The 19,180-nt window shown below is 69.5% G+C and carries 16 protein-coding genes and 1 tRNA gene; 7 read left to right on the top strand and 10 right to left on the bottom strand.

Annotated elements, in window-relative coordinates; all coding sequences use genetic code 11:
- Positions 1-6 precede the first annotated feature (6 nt).
- Positions 7-651: a MerR family transcriptional regulator gene (locus tag M2157_RS27390; RefSeq protein WP_280866441.1), complete on the top strand. Its 645-nt coding sequence runs from the start codon at positions 7-9 to the stop codon at positions 649-651.
- Positions 652-898: 247 nt separating this feature from the next.
- Positions 899-2,128 (top strand): recombinase family protein, encoded by a 1,230-nt coding sequence (locus M2157_RS27385; protein ID WP_280866440.1) that lies wholly within the window; start codon positions 899-901, stop codon positions 2,126-2,128.
- Positions 2,129-2,188: 60 nt separating this feature from the next.
- Here M2157_RS27385 and M2157_RS27380 read toward each other — a convergent pair whose 3' ends face one another.
- Positions 2,189-2,992, bottom strand: coding sequence for an exodeoxyribonuclease III (locus M2157_RS27380; RefSeq protein WP_280866439.1), 804 nt, complete (start codon positions 2,990-2,992; stop codon positions 2,189-2,191).
- Between the two features lie 66 nt (positions 2,993-3,058).
- Between M2157_RS27380 and M2157_RS27375 the strand changes: the two genes are divergently transcribed.
- Positions 3,059-3,535, top strand: coding sequence for a GNAT family N-acetyltransferase (locus M2157_RS27375; RefSeq protein ID WP_280858210.1), 477 nt, complete (start codon positions 3,059-3,061; stop codon positions 3,533-3,535).
- A 58-nt stretch (positions 3,536-3,593) separates the two neighbouring features.
- Here the strand turns inward: M2157_RS27375 and M2157_RS27370 are convergent, their stop codons facing one another.
- The 8 genes from M2157_RS27370 to galU form a co-directional block, all read right to left on the bottom strand.
- Positions 3,594-5,579, bottom strand: coding sequence for a hypothetical protein (locus tag M2157_RS27370; protein ID WP_280866438.1), 1,986 nt, complete (start codon positions 5,577-5,579; stop codon positions 3,594-3,596).
- Between the two features lie 646 nt (positions 5,580-6,225).
- Positions 6,226-6,299, bottom strand: a tRNA-Ala gene (locus M2157_RS27365).
- An 89-nt stretch (positions 6,300-6,388) separates the two neighbouring features.
- The gene (gene glpR, locus M2157_RS27360; protein ID WP_280858211.1) at positions 6,389-7,630 is read right to left on the bottom strand and encodes a gephyrin-like molybdotransferase receptor GlpR; all 1,242 of its coding nucleotides are present in this window, start codon (positions 7,628-7,630) and stop codon (positions 6,389-6,391) included.
- A 210-nt stretch (positions 7,631-7,840) separates the two neighbouring features.
- The gene (locus M2157_RS27355; protein WP_280859045.1) at positions 7,841-8,479 is read right to left on the bottom strand and encodes a GNAT family protein; all 639 of its coding nucleotides are present in this window, start codon (positions 8,477-8,479) and stop codon (positions 7,841-7,843) included.
- Complete coding sequence (locus M2157_RS27350; protein ID WP_280858212.1) at positions 8,476-8,982, bottom strand: MogA/MoaB family molybdenum cofactor biosynthesis protein; 507 nt, start codon at positions 8,980-8,982, stop codon at positions 8,476-8,478. The genes M2157_RS27355 and M2157_RS27350 overlap by 4 nt, the downstream gene beginning before the upstream one ends.
- Positions 8,979-9,458: a cyclic pyranopterin monophosphate synthase MoaC gene (moaC, locus tag M2157_RS27345; protein WP_280866437.1), complete on the bottom strand. Its 480-nt coding sequence runs from the start codon at positions 9,456-9,458 to the stop codon at positions 8,979-8,981. The genes M2157_RS27350 and moaC overlap by 4 nt, the downstream gene beginning before the upstream one ends.
- Positions 9,459-9,520: 62 nt before the next feature.
- On the bottom strand, positions 9,521-10,843 hold the full coding sequence (gene glp, locus M2157_RS27340; protein ID WP_280858213.1) for a gephyrin-like molybdotransferase Glp: 1,323 nt from the start codon (positions 10,841-10,843) through the stop codon (positions 9,521-9,523).
- A 4-nt stretch (positions 10,844-10,847) separates the two neighbouring features.
- On the bottom strand, positions 10,848-11,750 hold the full coding sequence (gene galU, locus M2157_RS27335) for a UTP--glucose-1-phosphate uridylyltransferase GalU (RefSeq protein ID WP_280858214.1): 903 nt from the start codon (positions 11,748-11,750) through the stop codon (positions 10,848-10,850).
- Positions 11,751-11,918: 168 nt separating this feature from the next.
- Between galU and M2157_RS27330 the strand changes: the two genes are divergently transcribed.
- Positions 11,919-12,464, top strand: coding sequence for a 5-formyltetrahydrofolate cyclo-ligase (locus tag M2157_RS27330; protein WP_280858215.1), 546 nt, complete (start codon positions 11,919-11,921; stop codon positions 12,462-12,464).
- An 80-nt stretch (positions 12,465-12,544) separates the two neighbouring features.
- Here M2157_RS27330 and M2157_RS27325 read toward each other — a convergent pair whose 3' ends face one another.
- Entirely contained in the window at positions 12,545-15,361 is a 2,817-nt protein-coding gene (locus M2157_RS27325; protein WP_280866436.1) for a penicillin acylase family protein, read from the bottom strand.
- Positions 15,362-15,673: 312 nt separating this feature from the next.
- Here M2157_RS27325 and M2157_RS27320 point away from each other — a divergent pair, with 312 nt between their 5' ends.
- The 3 genes from M2157_RS27320 to M2157_RS27310 all read left to right on the top strand — a co-directional run bounded on the left by M2157_RS27320 (position 15,674) and on the right by M2157_RS27310 (position 19,086).
- Positions 15,674-17,212: a potassium/proton antiporter gene (locus M2157_RS27320; RefSeq protein WP_280858217.1), complete on the top strand. Its 1,539-nt coding sequence runs from the start codon at positions 15,674-15,676 to the stop codon at positions 17,210-17,212.
- A 208-nt stretch (positions 17,213-17,420) separates the two neighbouring features.
- Positions 17,421-18,689 (top strand): MFS transporter, encoded by a 1,269-nt coding sequence (locus tag M2157_RS27315; RefSeq protein WP_280858218.1) that lies wholly within the window; start codon positions 17,421-17,423, stop codon positions 18,687-18,689.
- A gap of 67 nt (positions 18,690-18,756) precedes the next feature.
- Positions 18,757-19,086, top strand: coding sequence for an FmdB family zinc ribbon protein (locus M2157_RS27310; RefSeq protein ID WP_280866435.1), 330 nt, complete (start codon positions 18,757-18,759; stop codon positions 19,084-19,086).
- Positions 19,087-19,180: the final 94 nt, after the last annotated feature.

The raw sequence follows: 19,180 nt of genomic DNA, 5'->3' as shown, positions 1-19,180 counted from the left end.
GCGGCCGTGACGGACAAGCGCGAATACCGCATGGAGGAACTGGCCCGCCTGGCCGGCATCACAGTGCGCACCCTGCGCTTCTACCGCGAACGCAAACTGATCCCGCCGCCCCGCCGCGAGGGCCGTATCGCCTGGTACGACGACCACCACCTGGCCCGACTGCGCACGATCGCCGCGCTCCTGGAACGCGGCCACACCCTCACCGGCATCGCGGAACTCGCCGACGCCCTCGAACACGGCCGGGACGTCGCCGACCTCGTCGGCCTCGACACCCCCACCGAGGAGGAGCCGGTCCGCCTCACCCCCGAGGAACTCGCCGCCCGCTTCGAGGGCGAGGTCACGCCCGAGAACCTCGCCGCCGCGATGGAACTCGGCTACCTCGGCACCGACGGCGACGAGATCGTCCACATCAGCCGCCGGCTCCTGGACGTCTCCTCGGCCCTGGTCCGCGAGGGCATCCCGCTGGCAGAGGTCCTGACCGCCGGCAAGCGCGTCCGCGAACACGTCGACGCCCTGGCGGAGATGTTCGCCGAACTGGTCCTGCGCCACGCGGGAGAGGACGACCTCCACCGCCTGCGCCCGCTGGCGCGGAGCGTCGTGGAGGCGGAGCTGTCACTGGCGTTGGACCGGCGGTTGCGGAAGCGGGACTAGGCCCAGCCGTCCGGCAAACCCGCCACGTTCACTCCATCGAGGCAGTTTCCCTCGATCGACGACCACAATGACGTTCGGACTCCGAGAGTGAGATCGAAAAGGCCCCGGCGACTGTGCGACCAGTCCCGGGGTGTGGCCGACACTTTCGAGGAGCGTCGACGTGCCCAAGCCTAGTCCTCAGCCATCACAACCGGCTTCGACTTCCGCTGAACACCCGCGAGCTCTTGGCGCCGTGCGCCTTAGCAACGTGACCACGGTGACCACCTCGCCCGGCAGGCAGCGCGCCTGCATCCGACAGCGCACCGAGCAGTTGGGTTTCGCCTTGATCGCCGAGGCCACAGATCTGGGGGTGTCCGCACGCGAGATGTCACCGTTCGAGAGGCCTTCCCTGTCACCCTGGCTGCGGCGCCCGGACGCATACGACGCCATCGTGTGGTCACATGTGGACCGCGCCGTACGCTCCGTCGCTCACATGTCCGAGTTGATCGAATGGGGTCAGCAGCATGCGACGACACTCGTCTTCGGGATGCCCGAAGAACATCAGCCGCTCGTAGTGACACCGCAGGCACATGGCGATGCCGTTCGCCGCTGCATGGACCTGGCCTACGCTGCCGAACAGGAGTCTCGGGCGCTTTCTGCCCGCCTCACCGGCGCTCACGCGGTGCTGCGCGCGACGGGCCGCTATGGCGGCGGCCTTGTGCCGTTCGGGTACAAGAAGGCACCTCACCCCTCCGGCGTCGGCTGGTGCCTTGTGCCCGACCACGAGACCGTCTCCGTCGTCCGCGCAGTTGTCGACGACGTGCATTCCGGACTGTCCCTGGTCGCCATCGCCCACAAACTCGAAAGCGCGGGCGTTCTGGTGCCGCGAGACCGACACGCCCAACTGCAGGGGCGTCCCACAGGCGGGCGGCGTCACGGACGCGAATTCGAGCGATTCCGCTGGACAGCGGGCAGCCTGTGCAAGATCCTCCGCACTCCAGCGCTGATGGGCCACCGGGTACACAAGGGAGAGTCCGTCCGCGACGCTGACGGCTCGCCCGTGCTGATCGGTCCCCCGCTGATGACCGAAGAGGAGTTCAAGGCCCTCCAGGATGTTCTCAGCGCCCGCTCGAACGGCATCCACCCCAAGCGCCGGGGGACTTCACTGCTGATCGGCGTGGCGCACTGCGCGGGCTGTGGTGGCCGCATGTACTTCGCCGCGCGGAAGGCCTACAGCTACGGCGACTACGGCTGCCGCGCAGCTGCCCGCGGCACGATCTGTCTCGCCCCCGCCGCGATCCGCGCTGACTGGCTGGATGAGTACACCGTCAACCGCTACCGCGATGCGTTCACCGTGGACGGCGAGGTGACGCGGGAGCAACTCCTCAACGACGGAGTTCGCGTCACCGTCGCCAAGGGGCGGTCGGGCGGCGGACGGGAGCGTCTAGCGGGCCCCGACACCTCCCGCTTGACCTTCACGATCGGGTCACGCCCCTGATCTGGCCTACACGCCACGTGTGGGGGTGTGTCAGACACTGGCGCACCCCCACGGCCCGCGTCACCTGTCGAAGACGACCGTCACGGGAGCGTGGTCCGACCACCGCTCATCATGGCTGGCGGCCCGCTCCACGAACCCCTTGACCGCCCTGCCTGCGAGGCCTGGGGTCGCAACCGCGAGATCAATCCTCCAACCCGCATTCGTGTCGAACGCCCGCCCCCGGTACGACCACCACGAATACGGCCCCTCGACGTCCGGGTGCAGTGCGCGCACGACGTCGATGTAACCGCCGTCCGTCTCGTCGAACACCCGGCTCAGCCAGGCCCGCTCCTCCGGCAGGAACCCGGAGCTCTTCTGGTTGGCGCGCCAGTTCTTGAGGTCGGCCTGCTGGTGGGCGATGTTCCAGTCGCCGCAGACGACGACCTCGCGGCCGTCGGCGGCGGCGCGCTCGCGCAGGTTCTTCAGGTACCCGAGGAACTCGTCCATGAAGCGGACCTTCTCCTCCTGCCGCGCGGTACCGACCTCGCCGGAGGGGAGATAGAGGGAGGCGACGGTGACACCGGGCAGGTCGGCCTCGACGTACCGCCCGCTGGTGTCGAACTCGGCCGACCCGAAGCCGATCTGGACACGGTCCGGCTCCCGGCGGGTGTAGAGGGAGACACCAGCGCGCCCCTTGGCGGCGGCGGGCGCATGCACCACGTGCCAGCCCTCAGGGGCTCGGACCCCCTCGGGCAGCTGCTGCGGCTCGGCGCGCACCTCCTGCAGGCAGAGCACATCGGCGGAGGTGTCCGCGAGCCACTCCACGAAGCCCTTCTTCGCGGCGGCGCGCAGTCCATTCACGTTGGCGGAGGTCACAGTGAGCACCCGCGAACGATACCGGCACACTGGGTCGGACCCTGCTGCCGATCTGATCAATTTATGGTGATGAGCATGCACATACGCCAGGTCCCCTTCGACCACCCGGACGCCGTGAAGCTGAACGACCAGGTACAGGCCGAGTACCACGTCCGCTACGGCGACGGCGGCGACGCCACGACCCTGGCACCGGAGGACTTCGAGCCGCCCACCGGCATCTTCCTCATCGCGTACGACGAGATGGACTCCCCCGTGGCCACGGGCGGCTGGCGTGCCCGGGACGCGAACGGCGAGGGCAACCTGGACGGCGACGCCGAGCTCAAGCGCATGTACGTCGTCGACGTGGCGCGCGGCCGGGGCCTCGCCCGCCGCATCCTCACCGCCCTGGAGGACGACGCCCGCGCGGCCGGCCGCCACCGCATGGTCCTGGAAACCGGCACCAAGCAGCCGGAGGCCATCGCCCTGTACACGTCGAGCGGTTACGAGCCGTGCGTGAAGTTCGGCTACTACCGCTTCCACGAGGACAGCAGGTGCTTCGCGAAGCCGCTGTGAGCATGTGTTGCTGTAGTCCGCTGCTGTACAGCACAACCCGGAGGCCTGACCTCTACGCCTACGGCAGGCCTCCGACAGGGACTGTCAGCGCGCTCGCCTCGGCCTCGGTCTCCGGGGTCACGGCGCTGTCGGGTGTACGGAAGCGGTAAAGCAGAAGCAGGGCCACGGCGGGGACAACGAGGTAGAGGAGCAGGACGATCAGGGCCTGTGTAGTGCCGTGGCCGTCGAAGTAGATCGTGTTGCGGAGCAGGATGTAGGCGTTGCGCGGTGGCAGGAATGGGCCGATGGCGCGCCAGAACGCCGGTAGGTACGGGACTCCGTTGGCTCCGCCTGATGACGGGTTGCCGAAGAGCATGACCACGATGACGGTCACGAGGGTTCCGGCGGCTCCGAGGAGCTTTTGCAGGACGGCGGCGACGACGGCGACCGCCGCGATGATCAGGGCGAGGATTGGCCAGACGATCCAAAACTTCTGTGCCGGGTAGCCCTTGAGCCAGGTACAGACGACGACGTTGACCAGCAGGGCGGCGAGAACGGCGAACCCGGCGAGTGCGGGCAGACGCCAGCGTCCGACCGAGGTCCCGGTCGTAGCTCTGAGCATCGTCGCGGCCAGGTAGCCGCCGACAAGCAACGGGACCAGCATCAGCGACTCGACCAGCCCGAAGGGGTCCTTCTTCGCCAGTGGGTGGGGCGCGTACTGCTCGACGTGGAGCGGCTGTCGGAGCTTCTTGGCGGCCACTTCGAAGTTCCCCGCCAGATCGAGGGGGGCGACATCGCTCAGGGAGGGGACGACGAGGAGCGTGTTGGATGTCGTTCCAGGGATGAGCGCGCCGTAGATCTTGGCCTGGTCGATCGCGTCCTTCACGGCGCTTTCGTCGGAGTACTGGGTGACCTTGAGGGAGAGGTTCTTTCGGGCCGCGTTCAGGACCGGTGACGCTCCGGTGGTCCCGATCGGGAGGTCGGTCGCGACGGGCTCGTGTGCGGAGCTCATGTAGTTAGCGGTGAACAGACACTGCATCACCGCGGCGACGGCCAGCGCGGCCAGGACCGCTACGACAGGGCGCCTAGAAGGCGACTCCGGCGTGGAGCCCGCCCGGTGGGAAGGGGCTTTGCCATCGATCTTCTTGACGGGCCGCCAGCGGCCCAGGTAACCGATGATGACGGCTCCGCCCAGCGCGTACAGGCCGAGGACGATGAGCGGCGTCGTGATGTTGTTGCCGTCGAAGTAGATGACATTGCGCAGCAAGGTGACGGCTTGCTGCGGCGGGAAGATGGCGCCGATGTGCTGCCAGTAGACGGGCAGCAGGAAAAGCCCGATCCCGCCGGCCGCGGAGCCGCCCACGATGATGAACAGGGTCGCCACCAGGAGCGTGCCCAGCGGTCCAACCAGGCGCTGGAAGGCTGCGGCGGCGAGCGTGACGGAGACGGCGATCAGGATGAAGCACAGCAGCAGGGGCCAGAAATGGCTGTTCTCGTAGGCGCCGAGGCCCGGCCCGGCGATGAGGTCGGTCAGGACGGCGCCGACCGTCGAGTAGCCGACGAGCATCGCAACGTGCCACGGTGCGGCGGCCGTCTTGGTCGCCTTGAGCACCAGGACGGCGGCGAGATACCCGCCGATGAGCAGCGGAATCAGGAGCAGCCCGACGACACCGCCGAGACGGTCGCTCTTCGGCAACGGCTTGACGGTCTTCACCGTCAGGGGCCTGTGGAGCTTCTTGGCCGCGTCGCCGAACGCGGCTTCCAGCTCGACGCGGCCGAAGAAGCTCTTGGCCGGGACGACGATCAGGGTGTCGCTCTTGGGGCCGGGCAGGTAGGCGCCGTAGAGCTTGCTCTGGTCGATCGCGTCGAGCACGTCCGACTCGTCCTGGTAGCTGAACGTCTGGAGGGAAACCTTCGACGTCACCGCCTTCACGACCAAGGACGGGCCGGTCACTCCGATCGGGGCGTTGCGCAGCACCAGCAGTTGCAGCGAACTGACCAGACAGAGTGCGAAGAGGCTTTGCAGGACCAGCACAACGCCGAGCGCGGCCAAGATCTTCTTCATCACGGGAACACCACACGCCCCGCAACAAGCACGCGGCCCACATCTCGGATGGATCGATTGAGCACGCGTCGAGCCGACACCCCAGGCCTGCGGGTGACGCCTCCAACCTCGACCGGACATAGTCGTTTCGCGCTCATGCACGCACGCTACGTATCCACCACGGGTCGGGCACTCCGAGCCAGGCAACAGGATGAATCGCCTCGCCTCTCCTGCCAGTGGATGTGTGCACTGCTTGCCGCCCGCAGAGAAGAGACGCGGTCGGCGTAGCGACTTTGGCCGGGAGCTGCTTTGGCGCGAGTGACCGGCACGTCGGGCAGTCCGTGGACCTGCCCCACGCCGTCATCCGCCTCGACGGCCCTGACGGCCCCGAGTCGGCCCCGCCGTCCTGGGCCTCGGTCGACCTGCCGCTGCCGCAGATCTGCGTTACGGCTCTACAACTCCGCCTGAAGGAGCGGGAGTTGGCCAAGCGAGCGGCCGGTGAGTTGTGGACGGACTCCGACTTCGTGTTCACGACCCGTTACGGCACCCCGTACGAACCCCGCAACTTCAACCGGCTGTTCGTCGCTCGGTCGGCCAAAGCGGGCGTCCACCCCCGCGGCATGCCAAAGCCCCTACCGGTGATCACCAGTAGGGGCTTTGAGATGCGTGGACCTGAGGGGATTCGAACCCCTGGCCCCCTCGATGCGAACGAGGTGCGCTACCGGACTGCGCCACAGGCCCTTGCAACGAGTGAAACTCTAGCATCCCCGTCCGGGTGCTTGGAAATCCGTTCCCGGCTGGTCAGGGCGCGGTGATCCCGCCCCCGTCCGTCACTCGTTGGCCGCGCGCGGCCGGTCGCCTTCCTCGTACTGGTCGAAGAGTGGCGTACGGCCACGCTCACGTGCGCGGCGGGCGGAGGCGGCGCGGCGGGCGTCGCTGCGGCCGCCCGCCGCCGGCTTGTCCTCCGCGTCGTCCGGCAGTTCCTCCGATCCCTCGTCCTCCGCGACGGGCGTCGCCTCCTGGCCCGACTGCTCCGGAGTGGCGGCACTGCTGGACCGCGCAGAGCTCCACGCGTCGGGGGCCCCGAGGTCCACGTCCGAGGTGGCCCGCGGAGCGACCGGCGCGGTCACGTACGTGGGCAGCGGCACCGGTACCGGGTCCCAGCTGTCCCCGTGGCCCGGCCGGTGCTGCCGCTCGCGCTGCTGGTCGATCCACTCGGCGTGATCGGTCTGCTCGACGAGGGCACGCCGGTCGGCGGCGAGCGCCGAGAGCCCGGGATCGGTCTCCGTCCCTGGTCCCTCTTCCGGTTCGTCGGCGTCCACGCCGGTGCTCACGGACGCGCGGCGGCGCGGCTGGCGCGCGCGTTCCCGCAGTCGCTGTGCGGCGGCCTCGGCCCGGCGCCGGTCCATCTGGTAGGCGAAGCGGCGGCGTTCCTGGGAGCGCAGGTAAGCGATGTACGCGCTGAGCATCACGGCGGGCACACCGGGCGCCCACAGGAAGGCGAGTCCCCCGACGGCGGCGACGATCGTGCCGAGCGTGAAGGCCAGGAAGAGCATCACGGTCGTACGCCGTCGGCGCGCGAGTACCTTCACACGCCGGGCGCGCGCCGCGGCCGCTTCCGCGGCGGCCGTGCGCCGGGGTGCGGGGGCATGCGTCTGAGCCTGGGACTGCGCCGAAGCGGCGGGTGCGGGCGCCTGCTTGCGCGTCGGCGCGCCACCGTGTTCGGGCGCGGGCTCGCGCGTCGCCTCCCGGCGCTCCGAAGCCGACGGCTGGACCGCCGCCTGGGCCTGCGGACGTGTCGGAGGCATGGCGAAGGCCCGGACGTCCACCGACTCGGTGACGGCATCCGGTTCGTCGGCGCCGTGCTCCCCCTCGTCGGTGGAGCGCGCGCGCAGGTCCTTGGCGTACCGACGCTCCATGCCCGCCCGTCCGGACAGCAACCGGATGGCCGTGCTGAAGCGTTCCGTCGGACGGGCCTCGTTCAGCTCGTCCTGCCTACGGAGCCACATCGGCACCAAGTAGGCGGCCCAGGCCCCGACAATGACTGCGTAGATGAGGCCGCTGCTGCTCACGCCTCACACGGTAGAGGGGTTTGCGTGAGGCCATCTGCCAATTGCGCCGGTGTGTCGCACGATCTGGCTGATATTTCGAGCTTTTTTTGTGACCGATCCGATCAGCAGGCCGCATGAGTCGTGAATTCAATGGCCCGAGACGGTCATGCACCGATCATTTTCGAACAGATATTCCATTTCCGGTGCCAAGGTGCCGGCCGGGCTTCCCGGCTATGCGGGATTGTCGTGCGGTGTGCTCCTGGAGCGTGCCCGCTGCCAGCGTCGGAGCAACCCGTCGGGCACCTCTTCCGCGGTGAGCGCGAACACGAGATGGTCGCGCCAGGCGCCGTCGATGTGGAGATAACGCGGCCGCAGTCCCTCCTCGCGGAATCCGAGTTTCTCGACGACCCGGCGGCTCGGCCCGTTCTCGGGGCGAATGCAGACCTCGATGCGGTGCAGGCCGACCGTGCGGAAACAGTGGTCCACGACAAGCGCCACAGCGGTCGGCATCACCCCGCGCCCGGCCACCGACTGGTCCACCCAGTAGCCGACGTGCCCCGAGCACATCGAGCCCCAGGTGATTCCGGCGACCGTCAACTGCCCGACCAGTTGCCCCCGGTACTCGATGACGAACGGCAGCATCCGCCCCGCGTTCGCCTCGGCCCTGAGGTGGCGGACCATCTGACGGTAGGTCGGCCGGTGCGCGATCGGCCCGCTCGGGGTGGGCGGCGGAATGGTCGCCTCCCAGGGGCGCAGCCAGTCCCGGTTGCGCCGGTTGACCTCACGCCACAGCCGCTGGTCACGCATCTTTATCGGCCTCAGGACGACATCGCCGTCCGCCAGTACGACGGGCCAGGATGGGCTGTTCAGCTCGCACCCCCACTGCCGGGGCCGGGTCTCGGGTGGTCGCCGCCGCGGACCTGGTCGACGGCGTGCATCAACAGGGGCTCCAGAACGGCCAGTCCGTCCTTCACCCCGCCACTGGAACCCGGCAGGTTGACGATCAGTGTGCGTCCGGCCACCCCGGCCAGGCCCCGGGAGAGCGCGGCGGTCGGTACCTTCTCCCGGCCGAACGCCCGGATGGCCTCCGCGATGCCCGGTACCTCGTATTCGATCACCGCGCGGGTCGCCTCGGGGGTGCGGTCGGTGGGTGAGATGCCGGTGCCGCCGGTGGTGACGACGACGTCGTATCCGGAATCGACAGCGGCCTGCAGGGCCGCCTCCACGGGGCGCCCGTCGGCCACGACCCGCGGCCCCTCGACGGTGAAACCGAAGCGCTTCAGACCGTCGGCGATCAGCGGGCCGCCCTTGTCCTCGTAGACCCCGGCGGCGGCCCGGTTGGAGGCGGTGACCACAAGAGCGCGATACGTCATGCCCGGCTCCAGTCGCCCGACTTGCCGCCCGTCTTCTCCTCCACCCGCACGTCCGTGATGACCGCTCCCTTGTCGACCGCCTTGACCATGTCGATCACGGTGAGCGCGGCGACGGAGACCGCGGTGAGGGCCTCCATCTCGACGCCCGTGCGGTCCGTCGTCTTCACAGTGGCCCGGATCTCCACGGCGTCGTCCGCTACCGACAGGTCCAGTTTCACACCGGACACCGACAACGGGTGGCACAGCGGGATCAGGTCCGGCGTGCGTTTGGCGCCCATGATGCCCGCGATCCGCGCGGTGGCCAGCGCGTCGCCCTTGGGGACGCCCCCGCCGCGCAGCAGCTCGATCACTCGGGGTGAAACGAGAACACGTCCACTGGCACGCGCGGTGCGTGCGGTGACGTCCTTGCCGGAGACATCGACCATGCGGGCGGCTCCCGCTTCGTCGATGTGCGTCAGTCGGTCCTGCGTACTCATGGTTGTGCGGCGCTCCCGGTCCGGCCTGTTGTGCGCGACACGGTACCGCCAACCAGGGGTACTCAGCCGAGCTGGACCACTTCGACCTCGGTCCCGGGCTCGACGGACTCCACGTCCTCCGGTACGACGATCAGCGCGTTGGCCTGCGCGAGGGCGGCCACCAGATGGGAGCCGGCGCCACCGACGGGGGCGACCGAGCCGTCCGCGTAGGCACCGCGCAGGAACTGCCGGCGTCCCTTGGGCGAGGTCAGCGCCTTGTCGGCGGTCAGGGTCGCCCTGGTCCGCGGCCGGTGGACGTCGTCGAGGCCCATGAGCGTGCGGATCGCCGGGCGGACGAACAGTTCGAAGGAGACGTACGACGACACCGGGTTGCCCGGCAGGGCCAGCAGCGGGGTGTGGTCGGGGCCGATGGAGCCGAAGCCCTGCGGTTTGCCGGGCTGCATGGCGAGCTTGCGGAAGTCGACACCGCTGCCCGGCTCGTCCTCGTCGCCCACGGAGGACAGCGCCTCCTTGACGACGTCGTAGGCCCCGACGCTCACACCGCCCGTGGTGACCACGAGGTCGGCGCGGACGAGCTGGTCCTCGATGGTGGAGCGCAGGGTCTCGGCGTCGTCGGCGACGGCGCCCACGCGGTAGGCGATGGCGCCGGCGTCGCGGGCGGCCGCGGTGAGGGCGAAGCTGTTGGAGTCGTAGATCTGGCCGGCGCCGAGGCTCTCGTCGGGCTGGACGAGTTCGCTGCCGGTGGACATGACGACCACGCGCGGGCGCGGGCGCACCCGGACGGTGCCGCGGCCGATCGCGGCGAGCAGGGCGATCTGCGGGGGGCCGAGGACGGTGCCGGCGTCCAGGGCGCGGTCGCCTGCCCGCACGTCGCTGCCCTCGGCGCGCACGTGCGCGCGTGCCTCGGCGGGCCGGTACACGTGCACATGTCCTTCGGCGCCCTCGGGGGCGAGACTGCGGGCGCGCATCCCGGTCACCGGGCCCTCGCCCAGGCCTCCGTCGGTCCACTCGACGGGGACGACGGTCTCGGCGCCGGGCGGCAGCGGGGCGCCGGTCATGATGCGGGCGGCCTGCCCGGGACCGACCTGCAGCGGCCCCGCCTGGCCCGCCGCGACGTCCCCGACGACGTCCAGGACCGCCGGGAACTCCTCGCTCGCGCCCGCCACGTCCGCGACCCGCACCGCGTAGCCGTCCATGGAGCTGTTGTCGAACGGCGGCAGGGACACCGGGACCGTGACGTCCTCGACCAGGACGCAGCCCTGGGCGTCGAGCAGCTGCAGCTCGATGGGTTCGAGGGGGCGGACGGTCGCGAGGATGTCCTCCAGGTGTTCGTCCACCGACCAGAGGTGGTCCTGGTCGGTGGGGCGGGTCGCGGCGCTGCTCAACTCGCTACATCTCCTCGGCTACGAAACTGCGAAGCCAGGTCCGGAAGTCCGGGCCCAGGTCTTCACGTTCGCACGCGAGTCTGACAATGGCACGCAGATAGTCGCCGCGGTCCCCGGTGTCATAGCGGCGGCCCTTGAAGACGACGCCGTGCACCGGGCCGCCGATCTTCTCGTCCTGTGCGAGCTGCTGGAGGGCGTCGGTGAGCTGGATCTCGTTGCCCCGGCCCGGCTCGGTCTTGCGGAGTATGTCGAAGATGTGCGGGTCGAGGACGTAGCGGCCGATGACCGCGTAGTTCGACGGGGCGTCGGACGCCTCCGGCTTCTCGACGAGGCCGCCCACCCTGACGACGTCGCTGTCCTCGGTCTCCTCCACGACGGCACAGCCGTAGAGGTGGATCTGCTCGGGCGCGACCTCCATGAGCGCGATGACGCTGCCGCCGTACTGCTCCTGCACCTCGATCATCCGCTTGAGCAGGGGGTCGCGGGCGTCGATCAGGTCGTCGCCGAGGAGGACGGCGAAGGGCTCGTGGCCCACGTGGGGGGCCGCGCACAGGACGGCGTGGCCGAGCCCTCGGGGGTCGCCCTGGCGCACGTAGTGCATGGTGGCGAGGTCGCTGGACTCCTGGACCTTGGCGAGCCGGCCGGCGTCGCCCTTCTTCTGGAGGGCGGACTCGAGCTCGTAGTTGCGGTCGAAATGGTCCTCCAGGGGGCGCTTGTTGCGTCCCGTGATCATGAGGACGTCATCGAGGCCCGCCGAGACGGCCTCCTCGACCACGTACTGGATCGCCGGCTTGTCGACCACCGGCAGCATCTCCTTGGGAGTGGCCTTGGTGGCCGGCAGGAAGCGGGTGCCGAGCCCTGCTGCCGGAATGACAGCCTTGCTGATCCGAGGGTGCGACTGAGTCATGTTCGCCACCCTATCCGGTGCCTTTGCCTGGAATCTGGGGCTCCGGTTAATAAGCTCTTATATGAGCGTATTAGAAGGGTATGGGTGCAGACTTTGAGTCACATTGGACGTCCCACCAAGCCTGACAAGCGAACATTGCGGCAAGAATACCTGGCAGTGAGGAGCAGGTTGACGGCCGATGACGTGCGAGAAGCCGCGGCCGCGCTGGCCGACCGGGCCCTTGAGCTGCCCGAACTGGCACGTGCGCGCACGGTGGCGGCGTACGTCTCGGTGGGGACCGAACCCGGCACGCTCACGCTCCTTGACGCGCTGCGCGAGCGGGGCGTGCGTGTTCTGCTCCCGGCGCTTCTTCCGGACAACGATCTGGACTGGGGCGCCTACACCGGCGAGGGGTCTGTCGCGCGCGTCCAGCACGGCGGGAAGATGGCCCTCTTCGAGCCCTCCGGTGAGCGGCTGGGCCCGGACGCCGTGACCGGCGCCGACGTCGTGCTGCTGCCGGGCCTGGCGGTGGACGGGCGCGGGATGCGCCTGGGGCGCGGCGGAGGGTCGTACGACCGGGTGCTCGCGCGCCTGGAGCGCGCGGGCGCACGACCGGCGCTGGTCGTGCTCCTGTACGACTCCGAGGTCGTCGCGCACGTCCCGGAGGAGGCGCACGACCGGCCGGTGCACGCGGTGGTGACGCCGTCGGGTGTGCGCCGCTTCCGTAGCGCATGAACATCCGCTCCTCCTCGCGTACGAAGGGGCCCGCCACACGCGCGTGTGGCGGGCCCCTTGTTCGCTCTAACGCCGGAGGCTCACGGCTTCAGCACCAGTGTGTCGGTCGTGCTCTTGTCGACGGCGTCGTCCGAGAACGACCAGTCCAGCAGCTCGCCCTTGGTCCACTTGCCGGTCTGGTCGGTGTAGTGCGCGCTGTAGGCGTGCCCGGAGGCGCCGGTGAGGTTGATCCACTTCGACTTGTCGAGGTCGCCGAGGTTGACCACCATGCGCATCGACGGCACCCAGACGACTCCGTAACCGCCCGCGGCGTTCCAGCCGGTCGCGTTGACCGTCGCCTCGCCGCCGCTGAGCTTCCAGGGGCCGCGGTTGAGCATGTACTTCACGATGTCGGGGCCTTCGGTGCCCAGGGTCTGGTTCTTCAGGAAGAGGCGGTGCAGCCGGCCCCAGCTCCATGTGTCGATGTCCTTGCCGAGCTTGGCGGTCAGCTCCCAGCGGGCGTCGATCATGGCGCGCTCGAACAGCTCGTCCCGGTTGTTGGCCTCGGGACGGTCGCCGACGCCCTTCGGGGTCTTCCACCAGTCGCTGTTCTCGTCGTCCATGAGCTTGCGCACGACCTCGAACCAGCGGTCGCCGCCGTCGGGCTGCGCCTGGTCGGCGTCACGCTGGCCGCACTCGCGGACCTTGTCCGCCTCGTCCGCGGGCCCGGTGGTGTTGATGGGGTCGACCCACAGGCACTGGCCCTTGACCCGCAGCTCCTTGGGCAGCTTGTTGCCGAAGGCGAGCTTGAGGATGTTGCGCCAGACGGCGTTGAAGTAGGCGGCCGCCGCCGAGTCGGCGTCCTGGGTGTAGTCCCAGCCCTCCAGCAGCTCCTGCGCCTGACGGACGTCCTTGTCCTTGATGTCGATCTTCAGCAGCTTGGGCACGAGCAGCTTGGCGATCTCGCTGCTGTTGTCGAGCTGCATCTGGCGCATGTCGTCGGTGGAGACCTTGCCGCCGCCCTTGATCTTCTGCTCGATCAGGTCGGTGATGCGCTGGCTGCGGGTGCCGTAGCCCCAGTCCGTGGTGAGCGTGTAGGGGTACTTGTCCTTGTCGATCACGGCCTGGTTGGCGGTGACGATGTAGCCGCGCGACGGGTTGTACTCGTAGGGCAGCTCGTCCTGCTGGATGTACTTGCCGGTCCAGGCGTACTTGGGGTCCCAGCCCGGGGCCGGGATGGCGCCGGTGTCGCCCTTCGCGCGGATCGGGATGCGGCCGGGCAGCGTGTAGCCGATGTTCTCGGAGTCGGCGTAGACGAGGTTCTGCGAGGGCACGTCGAACAGGGCCGCCGCCGCGCGGAACTCGCTCCAGTTCGACGCCTTGTCCATCGCGAACACGGCGTCCATGGAGGTGCCGGGGTCGAGCGCGGTCCAGCGCAGGGCGACGCCGTAGCCGTCGCCGCGGTCAGGGGCGGCGTTGTCGACGGTGGCCTTCTTGCCGACCTTCACGAGTTCGTCGTAGCGGTCGGAGAGCAGGGGGCCGTTGTTCGTCTCACGCACGACGATCTTCTTGGACTCGCCGCCGGCGACCTTGATGGTCTCCTCGCGCGTGGTGAAGGGCTTGGTCTTGCCGTCGTAGAGGTAGCCGTCGCCGGAGAGCTTCTCCAGGTAGAGGTCGGTGACGTCGACGCCGGAGTTCGTCATGCCCCAGGCGATCTTCGCGTTGTGGCCGATGACCACGCCGGGCATGCCCGCGAAGGTGTAGCCGGAGACGTCGTACTGGCACTTGCTGGAGACGGTCCGGCAGTGCAGGCCCATCTGGTACCAGACGGACGGCAGGGAGGCCGACAGGTGCGGGTCGTTGGCCAGCAGCGGCTTGCCGGTGATGGTGTGCGAGCCCGCCACGACCCAGGAGTTGGAGCCGATGCCCTGGCCGTTGACGCCGACGGCCGTGGGGACGTCGTCCAGGACGTTGTAGAGGCCCGAGAGCTGGCTCTGGAGCGCCGAGGCGGTCGAGGAGGAGGCCGACGACGCGGTGGAGCCCGAGGTGCCCGAGGTGCCGGTCGTGGACGTTCCGGAGCCGCTCGAGGAAGTGCCGGTGCCGGTCGTCCCGCTGTTCTCCGTGCTGCCGTTCTGCTCGAAGGTCCGGGTCAGTTCGTTGTACTGGCCCTCCTGGACGATCGTCTGGTTCCGGCTGTACGGGTACCCGGGGTACAGGTCGGCGATCTGCTTCGGGCCGAGGCGGCTCGTCATCAAGGCCCGGTCTATCTCGTCCTGCATGTTGCCGCGCAGGTCCCAGGCCATGGCCTTCAGCCACGCGACCGAGTCGACGGGGGTCCACTTCTCGGGCTTGTAGTCGTTCTTGAAGCCGAGCGCCGCGTACTCCAGGGAGATGTCCTTGCCGCTCTTGCCCTGGAGGTAGGCGTTGACTCCCTTGGCGTAGGCCTGGAGGTACTTCTTGGTGGAGGCCGACAGCTTGGTGTCGTACTCCTTCTTCGCGACCCGGTCCCAGCCCAGTGTGCGCAGGAACTCGTCGTCGTCGACCTGGCCCTTGCCGAACATCTCCGACAGGCGCCCGGAGGTCATGTGACGGCGTACGTCCATCTCGTAGAAGCGGTCCTGCGCCTGGACGTAGCCCTGCGCCATGAACAGGTCCGCGTCCGAGGAGGCGTAGATCTGCGGGATGCCGTAGCTGTCGCGCTTGACGTCCACGGGGCCCGACAGGCCTTCGAGCTCGATCGAGCCCTTGGTCTGCGGGAAGGAGGCACGGACGGTGCTCACCGACCAGTAGCCGCCGTAGGCGAAGCCGGCGATGACGGCCATGACGAGGACGAGAACGATCAGACGGGCTCTTCGCCCCTTCTTCCTGCCGGACTTGCCGGGCTGCTGACCCGATGAGGCGGTGGTGGTGGGGGGCATCGCTGTCCTTGCTGTCCTAACGCGAGCGGCAGGGCGGGCTGTGCTTTTCACGGGGAGCCTGCGTCACATCCCCGGCCGGAGCAGCGCGCCGCGCGCCCGGCCGGGGATGTGACGCAGGCTCTGCGCGCTGGAGCAACCATAGGCGCAGGGCCCAGGCGGACTTGACGCGGACTGGGGAACCAGCGCGGACGAGCGTTCGATCCTGCCTCGCGAAGCGTCAAGAAATCGTCAAGAGTTAGGTAAGGTAACGAAGTACTTGGATGCGTAGTCCCACCACTTCGTGTCCTATGTACGTGAGCTCACGCGCGCGTGATGCGGGTGAGCCAGGGAAGGGAACGGCCGCTGACTGTCCACCACCTCAACCAGCTCCTGCTCGTCTGCTCGCTCGTCCTGCTCGTCGCCGTGGCAGCGGTCCGGATCTCCTCGCGCAGCGGGCTCCCCAGCCTGCTCGTTTACCTGGGGATCGGCATCGCCATGGGCCAGGACGGCATCGGCGACATCCACTTCGACAACGCCGAACTGACCCAGGTCATCGGGTACGCGGCCCTGGTCGTGATCCTGGCCGAGGGCGGCCTCGGCACGAAGTGGAAGGAGATCAAGCCGGCCCTGCCGGCCGCCACCGTGCTGGCGCTGGGCGGGGTCGCGGTGAGCGTCGGGGTCACGGCGACGGCCGCGCACTACCTGATCGGCCTCGAGTGGCGTCAGGCGCTCATCATCGGGGCGGTCGTCTCCTCGACGGACGCGGCGGCGGTCTTCTCGGTGCTGCGCAAGATCCCGCTCCCCACGCGCGTGACGGGCACGCTGGAGGCCGAGTCCGGCTTCAACGACGCCCCGGTGGTCATCCTGGTGGTCGCCTTCTCCCAGGCGGGCCCGGTCGAGCACTGGTACGTGCTGATCGGCGAGATAACCCTGGAACTGGCCATCGGCGCGGCCATCGGCATCGCGGTGGGCTGGCTGGGCTCCTGGGGCCTCCGGCACGTTGCCCTGCCCGCCTCCGGCCTCTATCCGATCGCGGTCATGGCGATCGCCGTCACCGCGTACGCGGCGGGCGCGCTGGCACACGGCAGCGGCTTCCTCGCCGTCTATCTCGCCTCCATGGCGATGGGCAACGCCAAGCTGCCGCACTGGCCCGCCACCCGCGGCTTCGCCGACGGGCTCGGCTGGATCGCCCAGATCGGCATGTTCGTGCTGCTGGGCCTGCTGGTCACCCCGCACGAGCTGGGCGACGACGTACTGCCCGGGCTGGTCATCGGGCTGGTGCTGACCATGGTGGCGCGGCCCCTGAGCGTCGTGCTGTGCCTGACGCCGTTCCGGGTGCCCTGGCAGGAGCAGACGCTCATGTCCTGGGCCGGCCTGCGCGGCGCCGTGCCCATCATCCTGGCGACGATCCCCATGGTGAGCGGTGTCGAGAGCAGCCGTCGCATCTTCAACATCGTCTTCGTCCTGGTCGTCGTCTACACCCTCGTGCAGGGTCCGACGCTGCCCTGGCTGGCGCGCAAGCTGCGCCTGGGCGGGGACGCAGAGGCAGCCGCCGACCTCGGCATCGAGTCGGCGCCCCTGGAGCGGCTGCGCGGGCACCTGCTGTCCGTCGCTATCCCCGAGGGGTCCCGGATGCACGGCGTCGAGGTGAACGAGCTGCGACTGCCGGCCGGGTCCGCGGTCACCCTCGTCGTCCGTGAGGGGAAATCGTTCGTTCCGCTGCCCACCACGGTGCTGCGGCGCGGGGACGAACTGCTCGTCGTCGCCACCGACCCGGTCCGCGACGCCGCGGAACGGCGGCTGCGCGCGGTGGGCCACGGCGGCAAGCTGGCCGACTGGCTGGGTACGGACGGCGCCGACGGCGCACGTTAAGAGCGTGTTACGCGCTCCCTGTACGATGTGCTCGCACCCCTGATCGAACCAACTCTGCCTGACGCAGAGCTGGCGCGACCGTATGGCGGCCGAGACGTCCCTGAGCAGTCGGATTCGGCATCTACCGCAGTCCGCGCAAGAGGACAGCTCTCGGCGCCGCCCCTTCGGAAGGGGAGACGCGCTACCAGGCGGCAGAAAGGCACGGGCCGTGGCATCCACGGTCACCTCCTCCCGCCCCGGATACGGGCAGCTGCTGCGTACCCGCGGCGCCTGGACGTTCCTTCTCCCCGGCTTCGCCGCGCGCCAGCCGTTCGCGATGCTCACCCTTTCCCTCGTGCTGCTCGTGCAGCACACCACCGGCTCGTACGGCGCGGCGGGCGCCGTCGCGGCCGTCACCGGTGTCGCCATGGCGCTGTTCGCGCCCTACAGCGGCCGTCTCGCGGACCGCTGGGGCCAGCGCGCCGTGCTGATCCCCGGCGTGCTGGTGCACACCCTTTCGGGCTTGTCCCTGACCGCCCTCGCCCTCGCGCACGCGCCCCTGTGGGCGTTGTTCGCGGCGGCCGTGCCCACGGGTGCCTCGGTGCCGCAGATCGGGCCCATGGTGCGCGCCCGCTGGGGCGTGAAGCTGCAGGGCTCGCCCCTGATGACCACGGCGGCGGCCTTCGAGTCCGTCACGGACGAGCTGACCTTCGTCTTCGGCCCGCTGCTCGCCACCGCCCTGTGCACCGCCGTGCACCCGGCCGCGGGCCTGCTGACCGAGGCGTCCCTGACACTCCTCGGCGGCCTGCTGTTCGCCGCACAGAAGAGCACGCAGCCGTCGGTCACGGCCGTCGACGGGCACGCACGCGTGGAGCACGCCTCGGCGCTGCGCATCCCCGGGGTGCGGGTCCTGATCGTGACGTTCCTGGGCATCGGTTCCGTCTTCGGCGGCATGCAGGTCTCGCTGGCCGCGTTCAGCGAGTCGATCGGCGAACCCGGCCTGAACGGTGTCCTGTACGGCGTCTTCGCCGCGGGCAACATGCTCTCCGGCCTGGTCTGCGGCGCCCTCGCCTGGAAGGTGGCCCCCCAGCGGCGCCTGATCATCGGATACGGCGCCCTCGCGCTGACGGCCTCCGGCCTGTGGGCCGCGCACTCGGTGCTCGTCCTGGCGGGCCTCGGCCTCCTGGTCGGCATGTGCATCGCGCCCGCCCTGATCACCGGCTACACCCTGGTCGAGAGCCTGGTCCCGGCCGGCGCCCGCACCGAGGCCTTCACCTGGCTGACCGGCGCGGTGGCGCTCGGCCAGGCGGCCGCCGTCACGATCGCCGGGCAGCTGGAGGACCGCTTCTGGGGCGGCGCCGGGTTCCTGGTGCCGATGGGGGGCACTCTGCTCGCCCTGGCGACTCTGCTGGCGTTGCGTTCACACCTCGTGGCGCGGCCCCGCGGCCGGACCGTCGCACGTGGCGTCGGTCACCGAGTGCCGGTGGCAGTGGACTGATCCCCGGGAATACGTCACTATGGACCATCGTTAGCACTCATTGAGTGAGAGTGCCAGGAGGAAGACAGTGCCCACCTACCAGTACCAGTGCACCGAGTGCGGCGAGGGCCTCGAGGCGGTGCAGAAGTTCACCGACGACGCTCTGACCGAGTGCCCCAACTGCCAGGGGCGCCTCAAGAAGGTGTTCTCCGCGGTCGGCATCGTCTTCAAGGGCTCCGGCTTCTACCGCAACGACAGCCGCGGCTCCTCGACGAGCAGCTCCCCGGCGTCGTCGTCCTCGAAGCCGTCGACGTCCACCTCGTCGTCGTCCGAGTCGTCCTCGTCTTCTTCCTCGTCCTCCTCGGACTCGAAGTCGTCGAGCTCGGGCTCCTCGTCCAGCAGCAGCTCCGCCGCGTAGGTCTCACTTCCGGGACCCTGCCGTCGTACGACGGCGGGGTCTTCGGCGTTTCCCGGGCCCGGCCGCCGGGGGTTTCCGGGGCCGGATACTGTGC

The organism is Streptomyces sp. SAI-127 (assembly GCF_029894425.1).
Classification (GTDB): Bacteria; Actinomycetota; Actinomycetes; order Streptomycetales; family Streptomycetaceae; genus Streptomyces.
This window is presented reverse-complemented; position numbering and strand designations above follow the sequence as displayed.

Excerpts from the sequence above, each read along its gene's own strand:
- moaC (WP_280866437.1), bottom strand. The coding sequence starts at position 9,458 with ATGAGTACGCAGGACCGACTGACGCACATCGACGAAGCGGGAGCCGCC.
- M2157_RS27320 (WP_280858217.1), top strand. The coding sequence starts at position 15,674 with ATGCGGGTGAGCCAGGGAAGGGAACGGCCGCTGACTGTCCACCACCTC.
- M2157_RS27325 (WP_280866436.1), bottom strand. The coding sequence starts at position 15,361 with ATGCCCCCCACCACCACCGCCTCATCGGGTCAGCAGCCCGGCAAGTCC.
- M2157_RS27375 (WP_280858210.1), top strand. The coding sequence starts at position 3,059 with ATGCACATACGCCAGGTCCCCTTCGACCACCCGGACGCCGTGAAGCTG.
- galU (WP_280858214.1), bottom strand. The coding sequence starts at position 11,750 with ATGACTCAGTCGCACCCTCGGATCAGCAAGGCTGTCATTCCGGCAGCA.
- M2157_RS27350 (WP_280858212.1), bottom strand. The coding sequence starts at position 8,982 with ATGACGTATCGCGCTCTTGTGGTCACCGCCTCCAACCGGGCCGCCGCC.
- M2157_RS27370 (WP_280866438.1), bottom strand. The coding sequence starts at position 5,579 with ATGAAGAAGATCTTGGCCGCGCTCGGCGTTGTGCTGGTCCTGCAAAGC.